The 14410-nt window shown below is 59.7% G+C and carries 12 protein-coding genes; 2 read left to right on the top strand and 10 right to left on the bottom strand.

The genetic code is table 11. From position 1 onward, the window contains the following. Positions 1-18: 18 nt before the first annotated feature. The 4 genes from LC094_RS07325 to LC094_RS07340 form a co-directional block, all read right to left on the bottom strand. Positions 19-897 (bottom strand): esterase-like activity of phytase family protein, encoded by an 879-nt coding sequence (locus LC094_RS07325; protein ID WP_226551185.1) that lies wholly within the window; start codon positions 895-897, stop codon positions 19-21. After that, positions 870-1772: a penicillin-insensitive murein endopeptidase gene (gene mepA, locus LC094_RS07330; protein WP_226551187.1), complete on the bottom strand. Its 903-nt coding sequence runs from the start codon at positions 1770-1772 to the stop codon at positions 870-872. Before mepA ends, LC094_RS07325 begins: the two co-directional genes overlap by 28 nt. After that, the gene (locus tag LC094_RS07335; RefSeq protein WP_226551189.1) at positions 1765-3147 is read right to left on the bottom strand and encodes an MFS transporter; all 1383 of its coding nucleotides are present in this window, start codon (positions 3145-3147) and stop codon (positions 1765-1767) included. The genes mepA and LC094_RS07335 overlap by 8 nt, the downstream gene beginning before the upstream one ends. Before the next feature lie 74 nt (positions 3148-3221). Then, a complete protein-coding gene (locus LC094_RS07340) occupies positions 3222-3764 on the bottom strand; it encodes an acyl-CoA thioesterase (RefSeq protein WP_319003280.1) in 543 nt (180 codons plus the stop codon). A gap of 121 nt (positions 3765-3885) precedes the next feature. On the opposite strand from LC094_RS07340, the gene LC094_RS07345 reads away from it, so the two are divergent. Next, positions 3886-4176 carry a YggT family protein gene (locus tag LC094_RS07345; protein WP_167600997.1) on the top strand — a complete coding sequence of 97 codons (291 nt, stop codon included), beginning with the start codon at positions 3886-3888 and terminating at the stop codon, positions 4174-4176. Between the two features lie 67 nt (positions 4177-4243). Next, the gene (gene recQ, locus LC094_RS07350) at positions 4244-6283 is read left to right on the top strand and encodes a DNA helicase RecQ (protein WP_226551190.1); all 2040 of its coding nucleotides are present in this window, start codon (positions 4244-4246) and stop codon (positions 6281-6283) included. Positions 6284-6288: 5 nt separating this feature from the next. Here recQ and LC094_RS07355 read toward each other — a convergent pair whose 3' ends face one another. The 6 genes from LC094_RS07355 to serA form a co-directional block, all read right to left on the bottom strand. Further along, entirely contained in the window at positions 6289-8454 is a 2166-nt protein-coding gene (locus tag LC094_RS07355) for an ATP-binding protein (protein WP_226551191.1), read from the bottom strand. Positions 8455-8577: 123 nt separating this feature from the next. Then, positions 8578-9753, bottom strand: coding sequence for an acetyl-CoA C-acyltransferase family protein (locus LC094_RS07360; protein ID WP_226551192.1), 1176 nt, complete (start codon positions 9751-9753; stop codon positions 8578-8580). 108 nt (positions 9754-9861) lie between these two features. Then, positions 9862-10608, bottom strand: a complete 747-nt coding sequence (locus LC094_RS07365) for a metallophosphoesterase (protein ID WP_226551193.1) — start codon at positions 10606-10608, stop codon at positions 9862-9864. A 12-nt stretch (positions 10609-10620) separates the two neighbouring features. Next, the gene (gene fghA, locus LC094_RS07370; protein WP_226551194.1) at positions 10621-11460 is read right to left on the bottom strand and encodes an S-formylglutathione hydrolase; all 840 of its coding nucleotides are present in this window, start codon (positions 11458-11460) and stop codon (positions 10621-10623) included. An 11-nt stretch (positions 11461-11471) separates the two neighbouring features. Then, a complete protein-coding gene (locus LC094_RS07375) occupies positions 11472-12602 on the bottom strand; it encodes an S-(hydroxymethyl)glutathione dehydrogenase/class III alcohol dehydrogenase (protein ID WP_226551196.1) in 1131 nt (376 codons plus the stop codon). Between the two features lie 185 nt (positions 12603-12787). Continuing rightward, complete coding sequence (gene serA, locus LC094_RS07380) at positions 12788-14380, bottom strand: phosphoglycerate dehydrogenase (protein WP_226551201.1); 1593 nt, start codon at positions 14378-14380, stop codon at positions 12788-12790. Between the last annotated feature and the right edge of the window lie 30 nt (positions 14381-14410).

Consider the following 14410-nt stretch of genomic DNA (forward strand, 5'->3'; position numbering starts at 1 on the left):
CGGATCACAAATCAAGCGTTATTCGATGACGCGATACTCGACGAATTCGGTGCGCTGGAAGAAACGGAAGTTGTCGTCCGAGACCATCGTGAGGCGAATGCCTTCGTCATCGGCCCAGACCGCAATGCCTTCGAGGTTGTCATGAGTCGCGGTCAAAGTGCGCAACAGCGTGACCTCGTTTTCCGGTCCATCCGAGCCGATATCAAAGCGCCGCACACGGGAGGCAAAGCCCAGCCCCATGAACCAGCGCTCCAAAAGATAGAGCCGACCATCCGGCCCGATGTCGAGACCGACGGGTAGGAAATCCGTGTCCTGATCGCGCGGGATGGACCATGAGTTGTCCCATTCCCCGCCCGAGAAACGATACAAGGGAAAGGGGCGTCCAACGGCCCCCGAGCGCTCCGGCAGAGTGTAGATCGTACCGGCATCATCGATGGCCAGCCCCTCAAGCGAAGAGTTGTTTTGCATCGAGGCGAAATCAGGGTGCTTGGGCAGGTCCACAAGACGCCCTGTGTCCAGATCAAGCTGCGCCACCCTGTGATTGGCCTCAAAGCTCACATAGGCCTGACCGTCATTTGAAATCGCGATGCCTTCGGAGTCGTCGCTATATTGCGGCAAAGGCCCACCATCCTCGGCGACCAGCTTAACTGCGGCGTCGAGAGAAACGGCCGAGACGACCCCCTCTTTGCCACGCGTCAGATGTCCCATGAAATAATGCGCACGATCTGACAGGGCGACGAATTGCGTTCCGTCTTCCGACAGCTCAAGTCCCGACAGCCCTCCAACGAGAGGATTGTCGGAAACCCATGTGTAAGACCCCAGATAGCGCGCCTCGACGGCCAGCGCCGGATCAAAGGACAGGCTCGCGATCAGCGCGAGGACAAGACGGCGGAGCATTGAGCAGGCAAACTCGCAAGCGTGATCGGAGGTTTGGGTTTCGCCGGTTTGGCATTCGGGTCCGGCGGCGGCGGGTTCAGGATGTTGCTCACCCACTCCTGCGCATCGGCACAGCCATCGCCCGGCGGCGGCGCGGCCTGATCGACACAGGTTTTATCGCCGCGCGGACAGTTCAGCCGCACATGGAAATGGTAGTGATGCCCCCACCACGGACGCACCTTGCGCAGCCAGCTTTTGTCGCCTTTTTCGTCATTGCACATCTGTACCTTGGCACCGGGGAAGACGAAAATCCGCGCCACACGCGGGTCGGAGGCGGCGGCTTTGATGATCTCGTGATGCTGACGCGTCCAGCTTCCGTTCGTATAGGCGCCGGAAGAGCGCTGCATCGAGATCGACGACAGGCTCTCACGTTCGGCACGGCTCAGGTCCAGTCGCGTCGCGGGCAGCATCCAGATGTCGGCATCCAAGCCGATCTGATGGCTCGCGTGACCCGACGACATCGGACCACCACGGGGCTGACTCATGTCACCAATATAAAGCCCGTTCCAGCCGGGCTGAGCGGCGGCTTTGCGCGACAGGTCTTCGAGAAAATCGACCAAGACCGGCTGGCCCCAGTTGCGGTTGCGGGACAGGCGCATGGCCTGCCAAGTCGCGCCATTCTCCGGCAAAGCAACCGCGCCCGCCAGACAGCCTTGGGAATAGCTGCCAAAGGATTCAGGCGTTTGCGAGGACGGCAAGGCGACAGGTCCGAACAGCTCCTTGGCCGGGCGGTGATCCGAGGAGGACACCGAGACTTTTGGAGGCGGGTTGCTGTCCCCACCGCCGATGCAGGCGGCGAGTGTTGCGACCAAAGCCAAGCTCAACCATTTACGCATTTTCAGAAACCTTTGTACCCTCGGGATTGACCCAAGCTAGCAGCACCAGCCCCAGAATGAAAAGGGCGATAAGCGGAGTGATGCCGAGGCGTTGGGAATTGCTCAAATCAGAGACCAAAGCGATCAGCGCAGGCGCCAAAAATGTCGTCGCCTTGCCCGAAAGCGCAAAGAGGCCGAAGGCTTCGGTCATGCGCTCGGGATCGGCCTGACGCACCATCATCGTGCGGGACGCAGATTGGATCACACCAGAGACCGCGCCCAACACAGCGCCGCAGATATAGAATGCAATATCCGGCAGTTTGCTTCCGGCTTCGACCGGCGTGAACAGCACGCTTTCGCGGGTGATCGTCAGGATCACGAGGCAGACGGAGACCAGAACGAGGATGCAGAAAATGATCACCGGTTTCGGGCCGAATTTCTGATCCGCAATGCCGCCGAAATAGGTGAAAACAGCGCCGGTGAAGGCCGCAAGAATGCCGAAGACGCCGATTTGCACAACGCTCCATTCCAGCGCCCCCAGCGCATAGATGCCCCCAAAGGTGAACACGCCATTGAGCGCATCGCGGTAAAACATCGAGGCCCCGAGATAGGCAAAGAGAGATTGCCGTTTCGGCAGGGTTTTCAGCGTCTTGATCAGATCGCTCATCCCCTTGCGCACAGCACGGCCCATCGGCAGGCTTGCGGCCTTTGGCTCGCGCACCCAGAGGAAAAACGGCACCATGGAGATCACGAACCACAGCGCCACGAAGGGGCCAACAAAGCGCGTGCCTTCGCGGGTCTCCGGGTCAAGGCCGAACAGAGGTGCCGCACCCAAAAGCGTCACGCCCGAGGCATTTTCGGCAAAGAGCAACAGCATGATCACCAATGCGATGATGCCGCCCACATAGCCCCAGGCCCAGCCATTGCCGGAGATTTTGCCAATCTCTTCGCGCGAGCCCAAGGCGGGCAAAAGCGCATTGGTGAAAATCGTGGTAAATTCGACCCCAATCAGGCCCAATCCAAAGAAGATCAGCACCAACAAGGTTGGAAAATCTGCGGGCGAGGCGAGCCAAAGCCCCGCAGACCCGATCACATAGAGCGTTGAAAAGAGCCAAATCCACGGCATCCGGCGTTTGTTTTCATCGGCGATGGATCCCAAAATCGGCGCAAAAATTGCAATCGTCAGCCCCGCAGCCGTGAGACCATAGCCCCAGATCGACTGCGCTTCGGCCTTGGCATGCGCCGCATCCATGCCGCCCGCGGTCAGATAGGCGATCACCTGTTCGGCAAAATAGGGCCCGAAAATGAAGGTCAGGATCAGCGTGTGAAAGGGCTGCGTCGCCCAATCGTACATCATCCAGCCCCAGATGCGCTTGCGATGGCTTGGCTCTGCCATGGTCCCTGTCCCTCTCACCTCAGTTGCGGCGATAGAACAGAGAAAGCGTCACCTGCGCAACGCTTATTGCAGAGTTACCGTGTTGGCGGCCACGGACGTGTGTCATCCGCCGCGATCCAGTTTTGCACCCATGCAGGTAGCTCAGGGCTTTCGATCCCCGGCTCAAGCCGCTCCAAAAGCTCTTTCGGCGGCACCATCCGGCGTTTTTTGATCACCGCCCCGCGGATCAGAATGTGATTGCAGCATTCGCCCTTCTGGTCCCACATGGATTGCTCGATGTAGAGAAACTTGTCGTCGAACCCGATGGGCGTCGTGACCATATCGACGGTCTGAAACGTCGTCACCCGCCGCCGGTAGCGCACGGAGGCCCCCGCCACCGCCATGCCATAGCCGCCCTCTTTCGCGGCCTTTGCCGTGCCATTGCGGATCGACATCGGCACACGGCCAAGATCAAAGATTGTTAAGGTTCTGCCGTTATTAAGCTCAAGCCAAAGGTCAATGTCCCAGGGCATGCAGATATGCCGGGAGTGATGCGGCTCGAAGAGGCCGAGTTTCGGTGCGTTGCGGATTTTCCACGCTTGGTAGAACATGCGGACGAAGGGATACATGCGCGTCATGTGTGTTGCTGCGGGCGCAAAGGTCAAGACCGGACGTTGCGGCACAAACCGTCTCGGGCTTGCGTGACGGGGATTGAGACCTTAGGTGAGACTACGACCCGAGAAACAGAGAAAGTGAACCATGAACGCTCCTTTTCCAATTCAAGCAATCCTGCTTTTGATCACAGGTGTGGTTTACTATGTGATGATTGCTCATATCATCATGAGCTGGCTGATTAATTTCCAGGTCCTGAACACGCGCCAGCCTCTGGTGTACCAAATCTGGACTGGCCTCACGCGTCTCCTCGAACCGGTTTACCGTCCGATCCGGAACATCTTGCCCCCGATGGGCGGTTTGGATTTGGCCCCCCTTGTTGCCTTTGTCGGACTGATGATCATCCGCATTCTCATTGCGGGCTACATCCACTTCTAAAGCGAAACGCCCTTGAGCCTCACGCCCCCGCGTGCGAATCTGTCGCCAATCATAAAGAGCAGACAGAATGAGCACGACACAGGCGCTTTTATCCTCCGTTTTCGGATTTGACGATTTCCGTCCCGGCCAGGCGGAGATCGTCGAAGCCGTTGTGGCGGGCCGCGATGTGCTCGCCATCATGCCGACGGGCGGCGGAAAATCATTGTGTTTTCAACTGCCTGCTTTGGTGCGCGACGGGTTGACCGTGGTGATCTCGCCGCTGATTGCGTTGATGCGCGATCAGGTGCAGGGGCTGCAAGCCGCAGGTGTCGCCGCAGGCGCGCTGACGTCCGGCAACACCGAAGAGGAAAACGACGCAGTCTTCGCCGCGCTCTCCAATGGCGATTTGAAACTTCTCTACATGGCGCCCGAACGGCTCGCCTCGGGCGGCACCTTGCCGATGCTGCGGCGCGCGAATGTGTCTTTGATTGCTGTCGACGAGGCGCATTGTGTCTCGCAATGGGGCCATGATTTCCGGCCAGATTATCTCCGCATCGGCGATCTGAAACGCGCTTTGAATGTGCCGCTTGCCGCCTTCACCGCCACCGCCGATGAAGAAACACAAGCCGAGATCGTCACGCGCCTCTTCGACGGCACCCCGCCCGAAAGCTTTCTGCGTGGGTTCGATCGCCCGAACATCCATCTTGCCTTTGCCGTAAAAGACAGCCCGCGTCGTCAAATCCTCGATTTCGCGGCGGCCCGCAAAGGCCAATCCGGCATCGTCTATTGCGGCACGCGCGCCAAGACCGAAAGCCTCGCCAAGGCGCTCTCGGACGCAGGACATTTGGCGCTCGCCTATCACGGCGGGATGGACCCGGAGCGTCGCCGCGAGGTCGAGCGGCGTTTTCAGCAGGAAGACGAGTTGATCGTTGTCGCCACCATCGCCTTTGGCATGGGGATCGACAAACCGGACATCCGCTGGGTCGCGCATGCCGATCTGCCGAAAAGTGTCGAGGGCTACTATCAGGAAATCGGGCGCGCAGGTCGCGATGGCGCGCCTGCCGAGACGCTGACGCTTTTTGGCCCCGACGACATCCGCTTTCGCCGCACCCAGATCGACGAAAGCCTCGCGCCGCCTGAACGCCGCGCCGCCGATCATGCGCGTTTGAATGCGCTTTTGGGACTGGCCGAGGCCCAGGTCTGTCGGCGTCAGACTTTGCTCAAATTCTTCGGCGAAGAAGCCGCGCCCTGTGGCAATTGCGATCTCTGCGACAGCCCGCCGGAGCTGTTCGACGGCACCACGGCCGTGCGAAAGGCGCTCTCCACCGTGCTGCGCTGTGATCAGGGCTTTGGCGCCGGGCATCTTATCGACGTTTTGACCGGCAAGATGACCGACAAAGTACGGCAGTGGAACCATGATCAACTGTCCGTATTTGGCATCGGCAAGGACTATGACAAACGCCAGTGGAACGCGATTTTCCGTCAGATGATGGGCGCGGACCTGCTGCGCCCCGACCCGGAACGGCATGGCGCATTGTTCATGACCGAACCGGCGATGCCGATCCTTAAGGGCGAAGCGGAAATGACGCTGCGCAAAGACACTTTGGCAAAGGCGCGCAAAGGGCCGGTCGCCAAGGCGCTTGTGTCTGAGGAAGACGCGCCGCTTTTGTCCGCGCTCAAGGCGAAACGCCGTGCGCTGGCCGAAGAGGCCCGCGTGCCCGCCTATGTGGTTTTCGCCGACCGGACCCTGATCGAAATGGCCGAAAAACGCCCGCAAACGCTCGATGAGATGGGGCGGATCGGCGGGGTCGGCGCGAAGAAACTCGAACGCTTCGGTGATCTGTTTCTTTCGGTCATTCTCGGCGCTCCGGTGCCAGAGATGCATCCCGCCCGGCGCAAGTTGGCCAGCTCTGGCGGCGGCGATTTGTTTGACCGCCTGCAAGGCATTCACAACGATCTGGCGCGCGGGGATTGCGGCACGCTCAAACCGATGAGCCTGACCGCCTCACAGATCACCAAGATCGTGAAACTGCGCCCTTCGGATATGACCAGTTTTGCCCGCATCGTCGGCGACAGATCCGCCGAACGGTTCGGTCCGGCGATGATCGAGGCCATCCACGCTGCCTGAGCGGATCACTCGCCCGCCAGAACCTGTGCGGGTTCTTCGGGGAGGATCGGGCGGCAACCCTGCGGTAATTCCTGAAGGATACGATCAATGATCGCCGCCTTGCGCAGGGGTTTCGTCATGTAATGATCGAGCCCCGCCGCCAGGATTTCCTGTTCATCGCCCGCCATGGCATGGGCCGTCAGCGCGACAATCGGAAGATGCGTACCGGTGTCGATCTCGAGCGCGCGAATTTGCCGGGTGGCCTCTTTGCCATCGACCTCAGGCATGGAAATATCCATGAAAATCAGATCGGGTTGAAAGCCTTGGTAGAGCTCCACCGCCTCGCGTCCGTTGTTGGCAAAACGCAATTCGATGTCGAGGGATTTGAGCATTTTGCCGAACACAAGCTGGTTCGTTTGGTTGTCCTCAGCGGCCAGAATGCGCATCCGACGGCCCTCGGCCTCGTGGAGTTCGTCCGGCTCGACCGGGATCAAGGCCGACAAGGTGCGCCAAAGATCGGCGCGCAGCAGGGGTTTTTGCAGGCTCGTCGCGTCCTCAATATCCAACCGGTCGGCGGAGGTCGGACCAGAGGTCATCAAGAGCACCGGCGCCGTGACGCCGCGCACGCGCAGGGTCGCGATGACCTTGGCGATATCCGTATTGGGCAGCTTGTTGTCGATCAGATAGACCTGCGCATCGAGCGGCGAGGCCAAAAGCGCCTCGGCGGAGGCAAAGGGAGAGACTTCGAACCCGAGCGCCGTCAATTGTTTTTCAAGGATGAGCGAATTGGCGTTGATGTGATCGACCAAAGCCGCCTTATGCATCCAGGACGGCAGGGTCAGATGTTTCGCCTCTTCGACCACATCCATCGTGATGTGGAACCCGAAACAAGAGCCGACGCCCTCTTCGCTATCCACCCAAATCTCACCGCCCATGAGTTGAACGAGTTGACGCGTGATGGCGAGGCCGAGGCCGGTGCCCTCGAACTTACGATTATGCGCCCCCTCGACCTGATTGAACTCGCCAAAAATGTGCTCGATCATATCGGCAGCGATGCCGATACCGCTGTCCTCGACAGAAACGTGCACGCGCTGACGCTTGCCCTCGTTGTCGGGCAGGCCGACGACCCGCACGATGACATGGCCGGTATGAGTGAACTTGACCGCATTGCCGACAAGATTGGTCAGAACCTGCCGCATGCGGCCCGGATCGCCGATGAAATTGGTCGGCATGAACATGTCGTAATCAATGATCAGATCGACGCCCTTTTGCGCCGCAGAGGGCTGCAACAACACCATCACGTCTTGGATACAGCGTTCGAGATCAAAGACTTCCGGATGCAGAGAGAGCTTCGAGGCCTCGATTTTCGAGTAGTCCAACACGTCGTTGATCAGATTCAAAAGCGCCTCGCCCGAGGATTTGATCGTCTCGACATAAAGCGTCTGCTCGTCGTTCAGATCGGTCTCGGCCAAAAGATCCGCCATGCCGACCATACCGTTCATCGGCGTGCGAATTTCGTGGCTCATATTGGCGAGGAAAGCGGATTTGGCGCGGTTCGCGGCCTCGGCTTTTGTTCGGGCTTTTTTCAAACGATCTTCGTAGCGGATCGTCGAGGTGATGTTGAGACCGAGCGAGACCATATCGCCATCCGAAGAACGGCGATCCACCAGTTTCACAAATTGGTTGTTCCAAAGCCGCACCGTCTGCGGTTCGCGCACCGGCGCATGCCAGCGGCCCACCGCCTGTTCGATGAAAGCCTCACGGGTCAGCGCGCCGATGTCGATGATCCCCTCTTCGACGGCAAGACGCACGATCTCAGGATAGGAAATGCCCGGCCGGACATCGTCCAGCCCATCGAAGATACGCAAATAGGCGGGATTGGCGGCGATCATGATGTCGGAAGGATCGAACACAGCGAACCCGTCCTGAATGGTCTCGATCGAGTCCCACAGCCGCCGCTCGGCGATATGCACCGCGACATTGGCTTTTTCCAAGTCCTCCTTGGTGCGGATATTCTCATCGCGCAGCACTTCGGTCTCTTCGCGTTTGACGATGATCTCATCCGACAGGGAGCGCGCGTGTTTCGACAGTTTGCGATTGGCCTCAAACAGTTCCGCCTGTTTGAGTTCCAACAACCGTTCCGCAGCGAGGCGGGCGCGACGTTCCTGAGACAGCGTATCCGACAATGACATTGGGACCTCTTCATACCCTGCTCGCGCCTTCTGACCCGAGCTTTCGGCCAGAATGCCCCGAACAGGGTGAAAAGAATCTTAATCAAGCCATGCAAATTGGCGGAAAATTGTCCGAAAGGTCGCTCAGAGCCGCTCAATCGCCAAGGCAATGCCCTGACCGCCGCCGATACACATGGTGATGAGGCCATATCGCCCGCCCATGCGCTCCAGCTCATACATGGTCTTCACCACCAGAATGGCGCCGGTCGCGCCGACAGGATGGCCAAGCGCAATGGCGCCGCCGTTCGGGTTCACTTTCGCCACGTCCAGCCCAAGCGCGCGGTTGACCGCGATGGCCTGCGCCGCGAAGGCTTCGTTGCTCTCGATCACATCGAACGCGCCGACGGTGAGACCGGTGCGGGTGCATAGGCTTTCGACCGCCGGGATCGGGCCGATGCCCATTACTTCGGGACGCACCCCGGAATGGGCGTAGCCAACGATACGGAATTTGGGTTTCAGCCCCGCCGCCTCCGCCGCCTCATGCCGCGCGAGCACTAAGGCCGCGGCACCATCGTTGAGCCCGGAGGCATTGCCCGCCGTCACCGTGCCGTCTTTTTCAAACGCCGGGCGGAGTTTGCCCAGGCCCTCCAACGTGGTGAGTTTCGGGTGTTCATCCGTCTCGAAGGCCACGAGATCGCGTTTCACTTTGACCTCGACTGGCACGATCTGATCGCGGAACAGCCCGGCCTCGATGGCACGCGCCACACGCGTCTGGCTTTCCAAGGCAAAACCGTCCTGATCCTCGCGCGACACACCATGTTCACGGGCGACGTTTTCCGCCGTCACCCCCATATGACCAGTGCCAAAAGGACAGGTCAGCGCGCCCAACATCATGTCTTGCGCACCGACGTCGCCCATCTTTTGCCCCCAGCGCGCGGCAGGGAGGATATAGGGCGAGCGGCTCATGACCTCGGTCCCGCCCGCCACAGCGAAATCGGCGTCGCCCAGCATCAGGGACTGCGTGGCGGAGACCACAGCCTGCGCACCAGAGCCGCAAAGCCGGTTGACGTTCATTGCGGGCGTCGTCTCAGGGATACCCGCCCCCATGGCGGCGAGGCGAGAGACATACATGTCCTTGGGTTCGGTGTTGATGATGTGGCCAAAGACGGCATGGCCGATCTGCGGGCCTTCGACGCCAGCGCGTTCCAGCGCGGTTTTGGTGACAAGCGCGCCAAGATCGGCGGGACGCACCCCGGCCAAGGCGCCGCCAAAGGTCCCGATGGCGGTGCGAGCGCCGCCCAGAATGACGATGTCGGACATATGTTCCTCCTCTGATCCTGCGCCCGAGTGTACCCGAGGCTGCGATCAGAGAAAGATGGAACGCTGCGTCTTACGCTGCGTCTTTCTGTGGATTGTTACTGGGGATTGTTACTGGGGATTGGCGTGGGTCAGATGCGCGCGACCGGTTTCGGTGACAATCTCTTCATGGCTGTTTTCGATCACCAACACAGAAAGAGGCCGCCCGTACCCCGCGCCCGTGTCGATGTCGATCCGGTTGCCGAAATGCGTCGCCTCATCGAGCGCCGTATGACCATGCACGACCGTAAAGGGCAGCGGGCCGCGATAATCGAGCCAGCCTTCGCGAATCCAGATGAGGTCCTCTTCGCTTTGATGCTCGACCGCGACACGGGGACGAATGCCCGCGTGGACGAAAAGATAATCGCCCCAAGCGTACGTCAGCGGCAGGTTTTCAATGAAATCGAGATGCGCTTCAGGCACCGCCTTTTTCGCCCGCATATGCGCGATCTCGAACTCGCCATCCACCGCCTCGACGCCGTAAGAGGCCAAGGTCGTCGGACCGCCCAAAGCCGGGTGAAGCCAGCTTTTGCCGGATTTGATGTGCTGGTTGTCATGGGCAATGCCGTGGCGCACGAAACGGGTGAACATCCGGTCGTGATTGCCGCGAATGGCCCGCCACGGTTTGCCCGCAGCGATGCCGTCCATCAGATATTGAATGACCCCTGCGCTGTCCGGCCCCCGATCCACGTAGTCGCCCAAGTGGATGATCCGGGCGTCGGTATCGCCGACCCTTGCCTTATCTGCCTCGATCCGCGCGTGGGCGGCTTTGAGCATGTCGAGTTGGCCGTGAATGTCGCCGATGGCGTAGATGCGCAAGGGTGCCTCCTGTTAGGATTTCATGCGGATCGCATGCCATTCGAGGTGGTCGCGCATGAAGGTGGAGATGAAGTAATAGCTATGGTCATAGCCCTCTTGCATCCGAAGTGTTAGGGCCTGGCCGGTTTTTTCACAAACCTGTGTCAAAAGCTCCGGCTTCAGCTGACCTTCGAGGAAATTATCCGCCGTGCCCTGATCGACAAGGATCTCTGGCACACGCGCGCCATCCTCGATCAAAGCGCAGGCGTCGTATTCGCGCCAGGTCGATTTGTCGGCACCGATATAGCCGGTCAGCGCCTTTTCCCCCCAAGGGCAATTCAGCGGGCTGACGATCGGCGAGAAGGCCGAGACGGATTTGTATTTTTCCGGATTTCTGAGCGCGATGGTCAGCGCACCATGACCGCCCATGGAGTGGCCCATAATGGACAAACGCGACATATCCGCCGGGAATTCCGCGCCAATGAGCGCCGGCAATTCCGTTTCGATATACTCACGCATCCGGTAGTTTTTCGCGAAAGGCTCTTCGGTGGCGTTCACGTAGAACCCGGCACCCAGACCGAAATCATAAGCGCCTTCGGCGTCGTCCGGCACGCCTTCGCCACGGGGCGAGGTGTCGGGCGCGACAAGGATGAGACCAAGCTCCGCGCATGCTGCGCGGAACTCGCCTTTTTCAGTGACGTTGGCCTGTGTGCACGTCAGACCCGAGAGATAGAACACCACGGGAAGCACCTCGCCCTCGGCGTGATCCGGCACGAAGACGGAAAACTCCATCTCGGTTCCGGTCGCCGTCGAGCTGTGGGTGTAGACACCCTGAGTGCCGCCATGGCTTCGGTTGGTGGATTTGACCTGCATCACAGTTCCCCTCAGAATTCCACGACAGCGCGGATGGATTTGCCCTCATGCATGAGATCGAACCCGTGGTTGATCTCTTCGAGCTTGAGTTTGTGGGTGATCATCGGGTCGATCTCGATCTTGCCGTCCATGTACCAATCGACGAATTTCGGCACATCGGTGCGGCCTTTCGCGCCGCCGAACGCGGTGCCTTTCCAAACGCGACCGGTCACCAGTTGGAACGGACGGGTGGAAATCTCGGCGCCCGCTGCGGCCACGCCGATCACGACGGAGACGCCCCAACCACGGTGCGAACATTCCAGAGCGTCACGCATGACTTTGACGTTGCCGGTCGCGTCGAAGGAATAATCCACGCCACCGATCTGATCCGCACCGCGCTTGGTGAGGTTCACGATCTCTTCGACCACGGTGCCTTCGATTTTCGTCGGGTTGATGAAATGGGTCATGCCGAACTTGCGGGCCATTTCCTCTTTGTCGTCGTTCAGATCGACACCGATGATCATGTCGGCACCTGCCATGCGCAGGCCCTGAATCACGTTGAGGCCAATGCCGCCCAGACCGAACACAGCGGCGGTGGAGCCGATTTCGACACCCGCGGTGTTGATCACGGCACCGATGCCGGTGGTCACGCCGCAGCCAATGTAGCAAATTTTGTCAAAGGGCGCATCGTCACGCACTTTCGCCAGAGCAATTTCCGGCATGACGGTGTGGTTCGCGAAGGTCGAGCAGCCCATGTAGTGGTAGATCGGCGTACCATCGAGCATGGAGAAGCGCGTGGTGCCGTCGGGCATCAGGCCCTGACCTTGGGTGTTGCGGATCGCGGTGCAGAGGTTCGTTTTGCCGGAAAGGCAGGACGGACATTCGCGGCATTCCGGCGTGTAAAGCGGGATCACGTGGTCGCCCGGTTTCAGCGTGGTGACGCCTTCACCAACCTCCAAAACGACGCCCGCGCCCTCGTGACCGAGGATACAGGGGAAGAGCCCCTCGGGGTCAGCACCCGAACGGGTGAACTCGTCGGTGTGGCAAAGACCGGTGGCCTTCACCTCGATCAGAACCTCGCCCTTTTTCGGGCCTTCGAGGTTTACTTCCATGATTTCAAGGGGTTTCCCGGCCTCAAGGGCCACAGCGGCTTTCGTTCTCATGGGGTCTTTTCTCCCTAAAGGGGCCTCGGCCCCGTGTCTTTGTCTGGGTACAATAGCGTCATGACGCTGCGGTAGGGCATAAAAAGACGAAGGGCCGCTGATTTGTCCAGCGGCCCTTCTGATAATTTTGTCAAAGACGCCTGTGCGATCAGACGCGCGCCCGAGAGCGCTCAGTCACCCGAATATCAGGCCTTGAAGTGCAGCGGATTGACGCGCTGGAACAGCCCGGAGTCCTTGAGCGCTTTGACGGTTTCGGCCTTCAGCGGCGTATCGAGCAGCGTCATGGCGATGGCGTCGCCACCTGCGGACGCCCGACCCAAGGTGAAGTTCGCGATGTTCTCGTCATGATCGGCCAGCAGTGTGCCGAGTTTGCCGATGATGCCCGGAACGTCCTTGTTGGTGGTGTAGAGCATGTGCTCGCCCACTTCGGCGTCGATGGTGATGCCCTTGATCTGGATGAAGCGCGGCTTGCCGTCGGAGAACACCGTGCCCGCGATGGTGCGGTATTTCTCGACAGTTTGGATGTCGAGTTTGATGTAGCCGTCGAACACACCGGACGCATCCTGCGTGGTTTTCGAGATCTGGATGCCACGGTCTTTCGCGATCAGCGGTGCGGAGACCATGTTCACATCCGGGTTCACGGCCTGCATGATCCCTGCGAGCACTGCACATTCGAGCGCCTTGAGGTTCATGTGGGACGCCACGCCGTCAAAGGTGATCTTGATGTCTTCGATGGCTTCTTCGGTGACCTGACCGATGAAAGCGCCGAGGTTTTCGGCCAGTTGCACCCACGGGCCCATGACCTTGGCTTCTTCGGCAGTCATCGACGGCATGTTCAGCGCGTTCTCGACAGCACCGTCCAAGAGGTAGTTGGACATTTGCTCGGCCACTTGCAGCGCCACGTTTTCCTGAGCTTCCGTGGTGGAGGCGCCCAGGTGCGGGGTGCAGACCACGTTCGGCAGATTGAAGAGCGGGTTCTCTTTGGCGGGCTCTTCGGCGAAGACGTCAAAGGCGGCGCCCGCGACGTGGCCGGATTTCAACAACTCTGCGAGAGCTTCTTCATCGACGAGGCCACCACGGGCACAGTTGATGATCCGCACGCCTTTCTTGGTCTTCTCGAGGTTTTCTTTCGAGAGGATATTGCGCGTCGAGTCGGTCAGCGGCACGTGCAGGGTGATGAAGTCAGCGCGACGCAGAAGCTCGTCCAGCTCGACTTTCTCCACACCGATCTCAGTCGCGCGTTCTTCGGAGAGGAAGGGATCGTAGGCGACCACTTTCATCTTCAGGCCAAGCGCACGGTTACAGACGATGCCACCGATGTTGCCCGCGCCGATCACGCCGAGGGTCTTGGCGGTCAGCTCGGTGCCCATGAATTTGGATTTCTCCCATTTGCCCGCGTGGGTCGAGGCGGAGGCTTCCGGGATCTGACGGGCAACCGCGAACATCATCGCAATGGCGTGCTCGGCGGTGGTGATCATGTTGCCGAACGGCGTGTTCATCACGATCACGCCTTTTTTCGACGCGGCGTCCTTGTCGACGTTGTCGGTGCCGATACCAGCGCGACCCACGACTTTCAGATTGTCAGCATGCTCCAGAAGGGCTGCGGTGACTTTGGTCGCGGAACGGATTGCGAGACCATCATATTTGCCGATTACCTCGGCGAGCTTGTCTTTGTCCTTGCCGAGATCGGGCAGGAAATCGACATCGATGCCACGGTCGCGAAAGATTTGAACGGCGGTTTCCGAGAGTTTGTCGGAGACGAGAACTTTGGGGGCCATTTGAGGGCTCCTGTCATATGAGAATTCTGT

The organism is Celeribacter naphthalenivorans (assembly GCF_020524585.1).
Classification (GTDB): domain Bacteria; phylum Pseudomonadota; class Alphaproteobacteria; order Rhodobacterales; family Rhodobacteraceae; genus Celeribacter; species Celeribacter naphthalenivorans.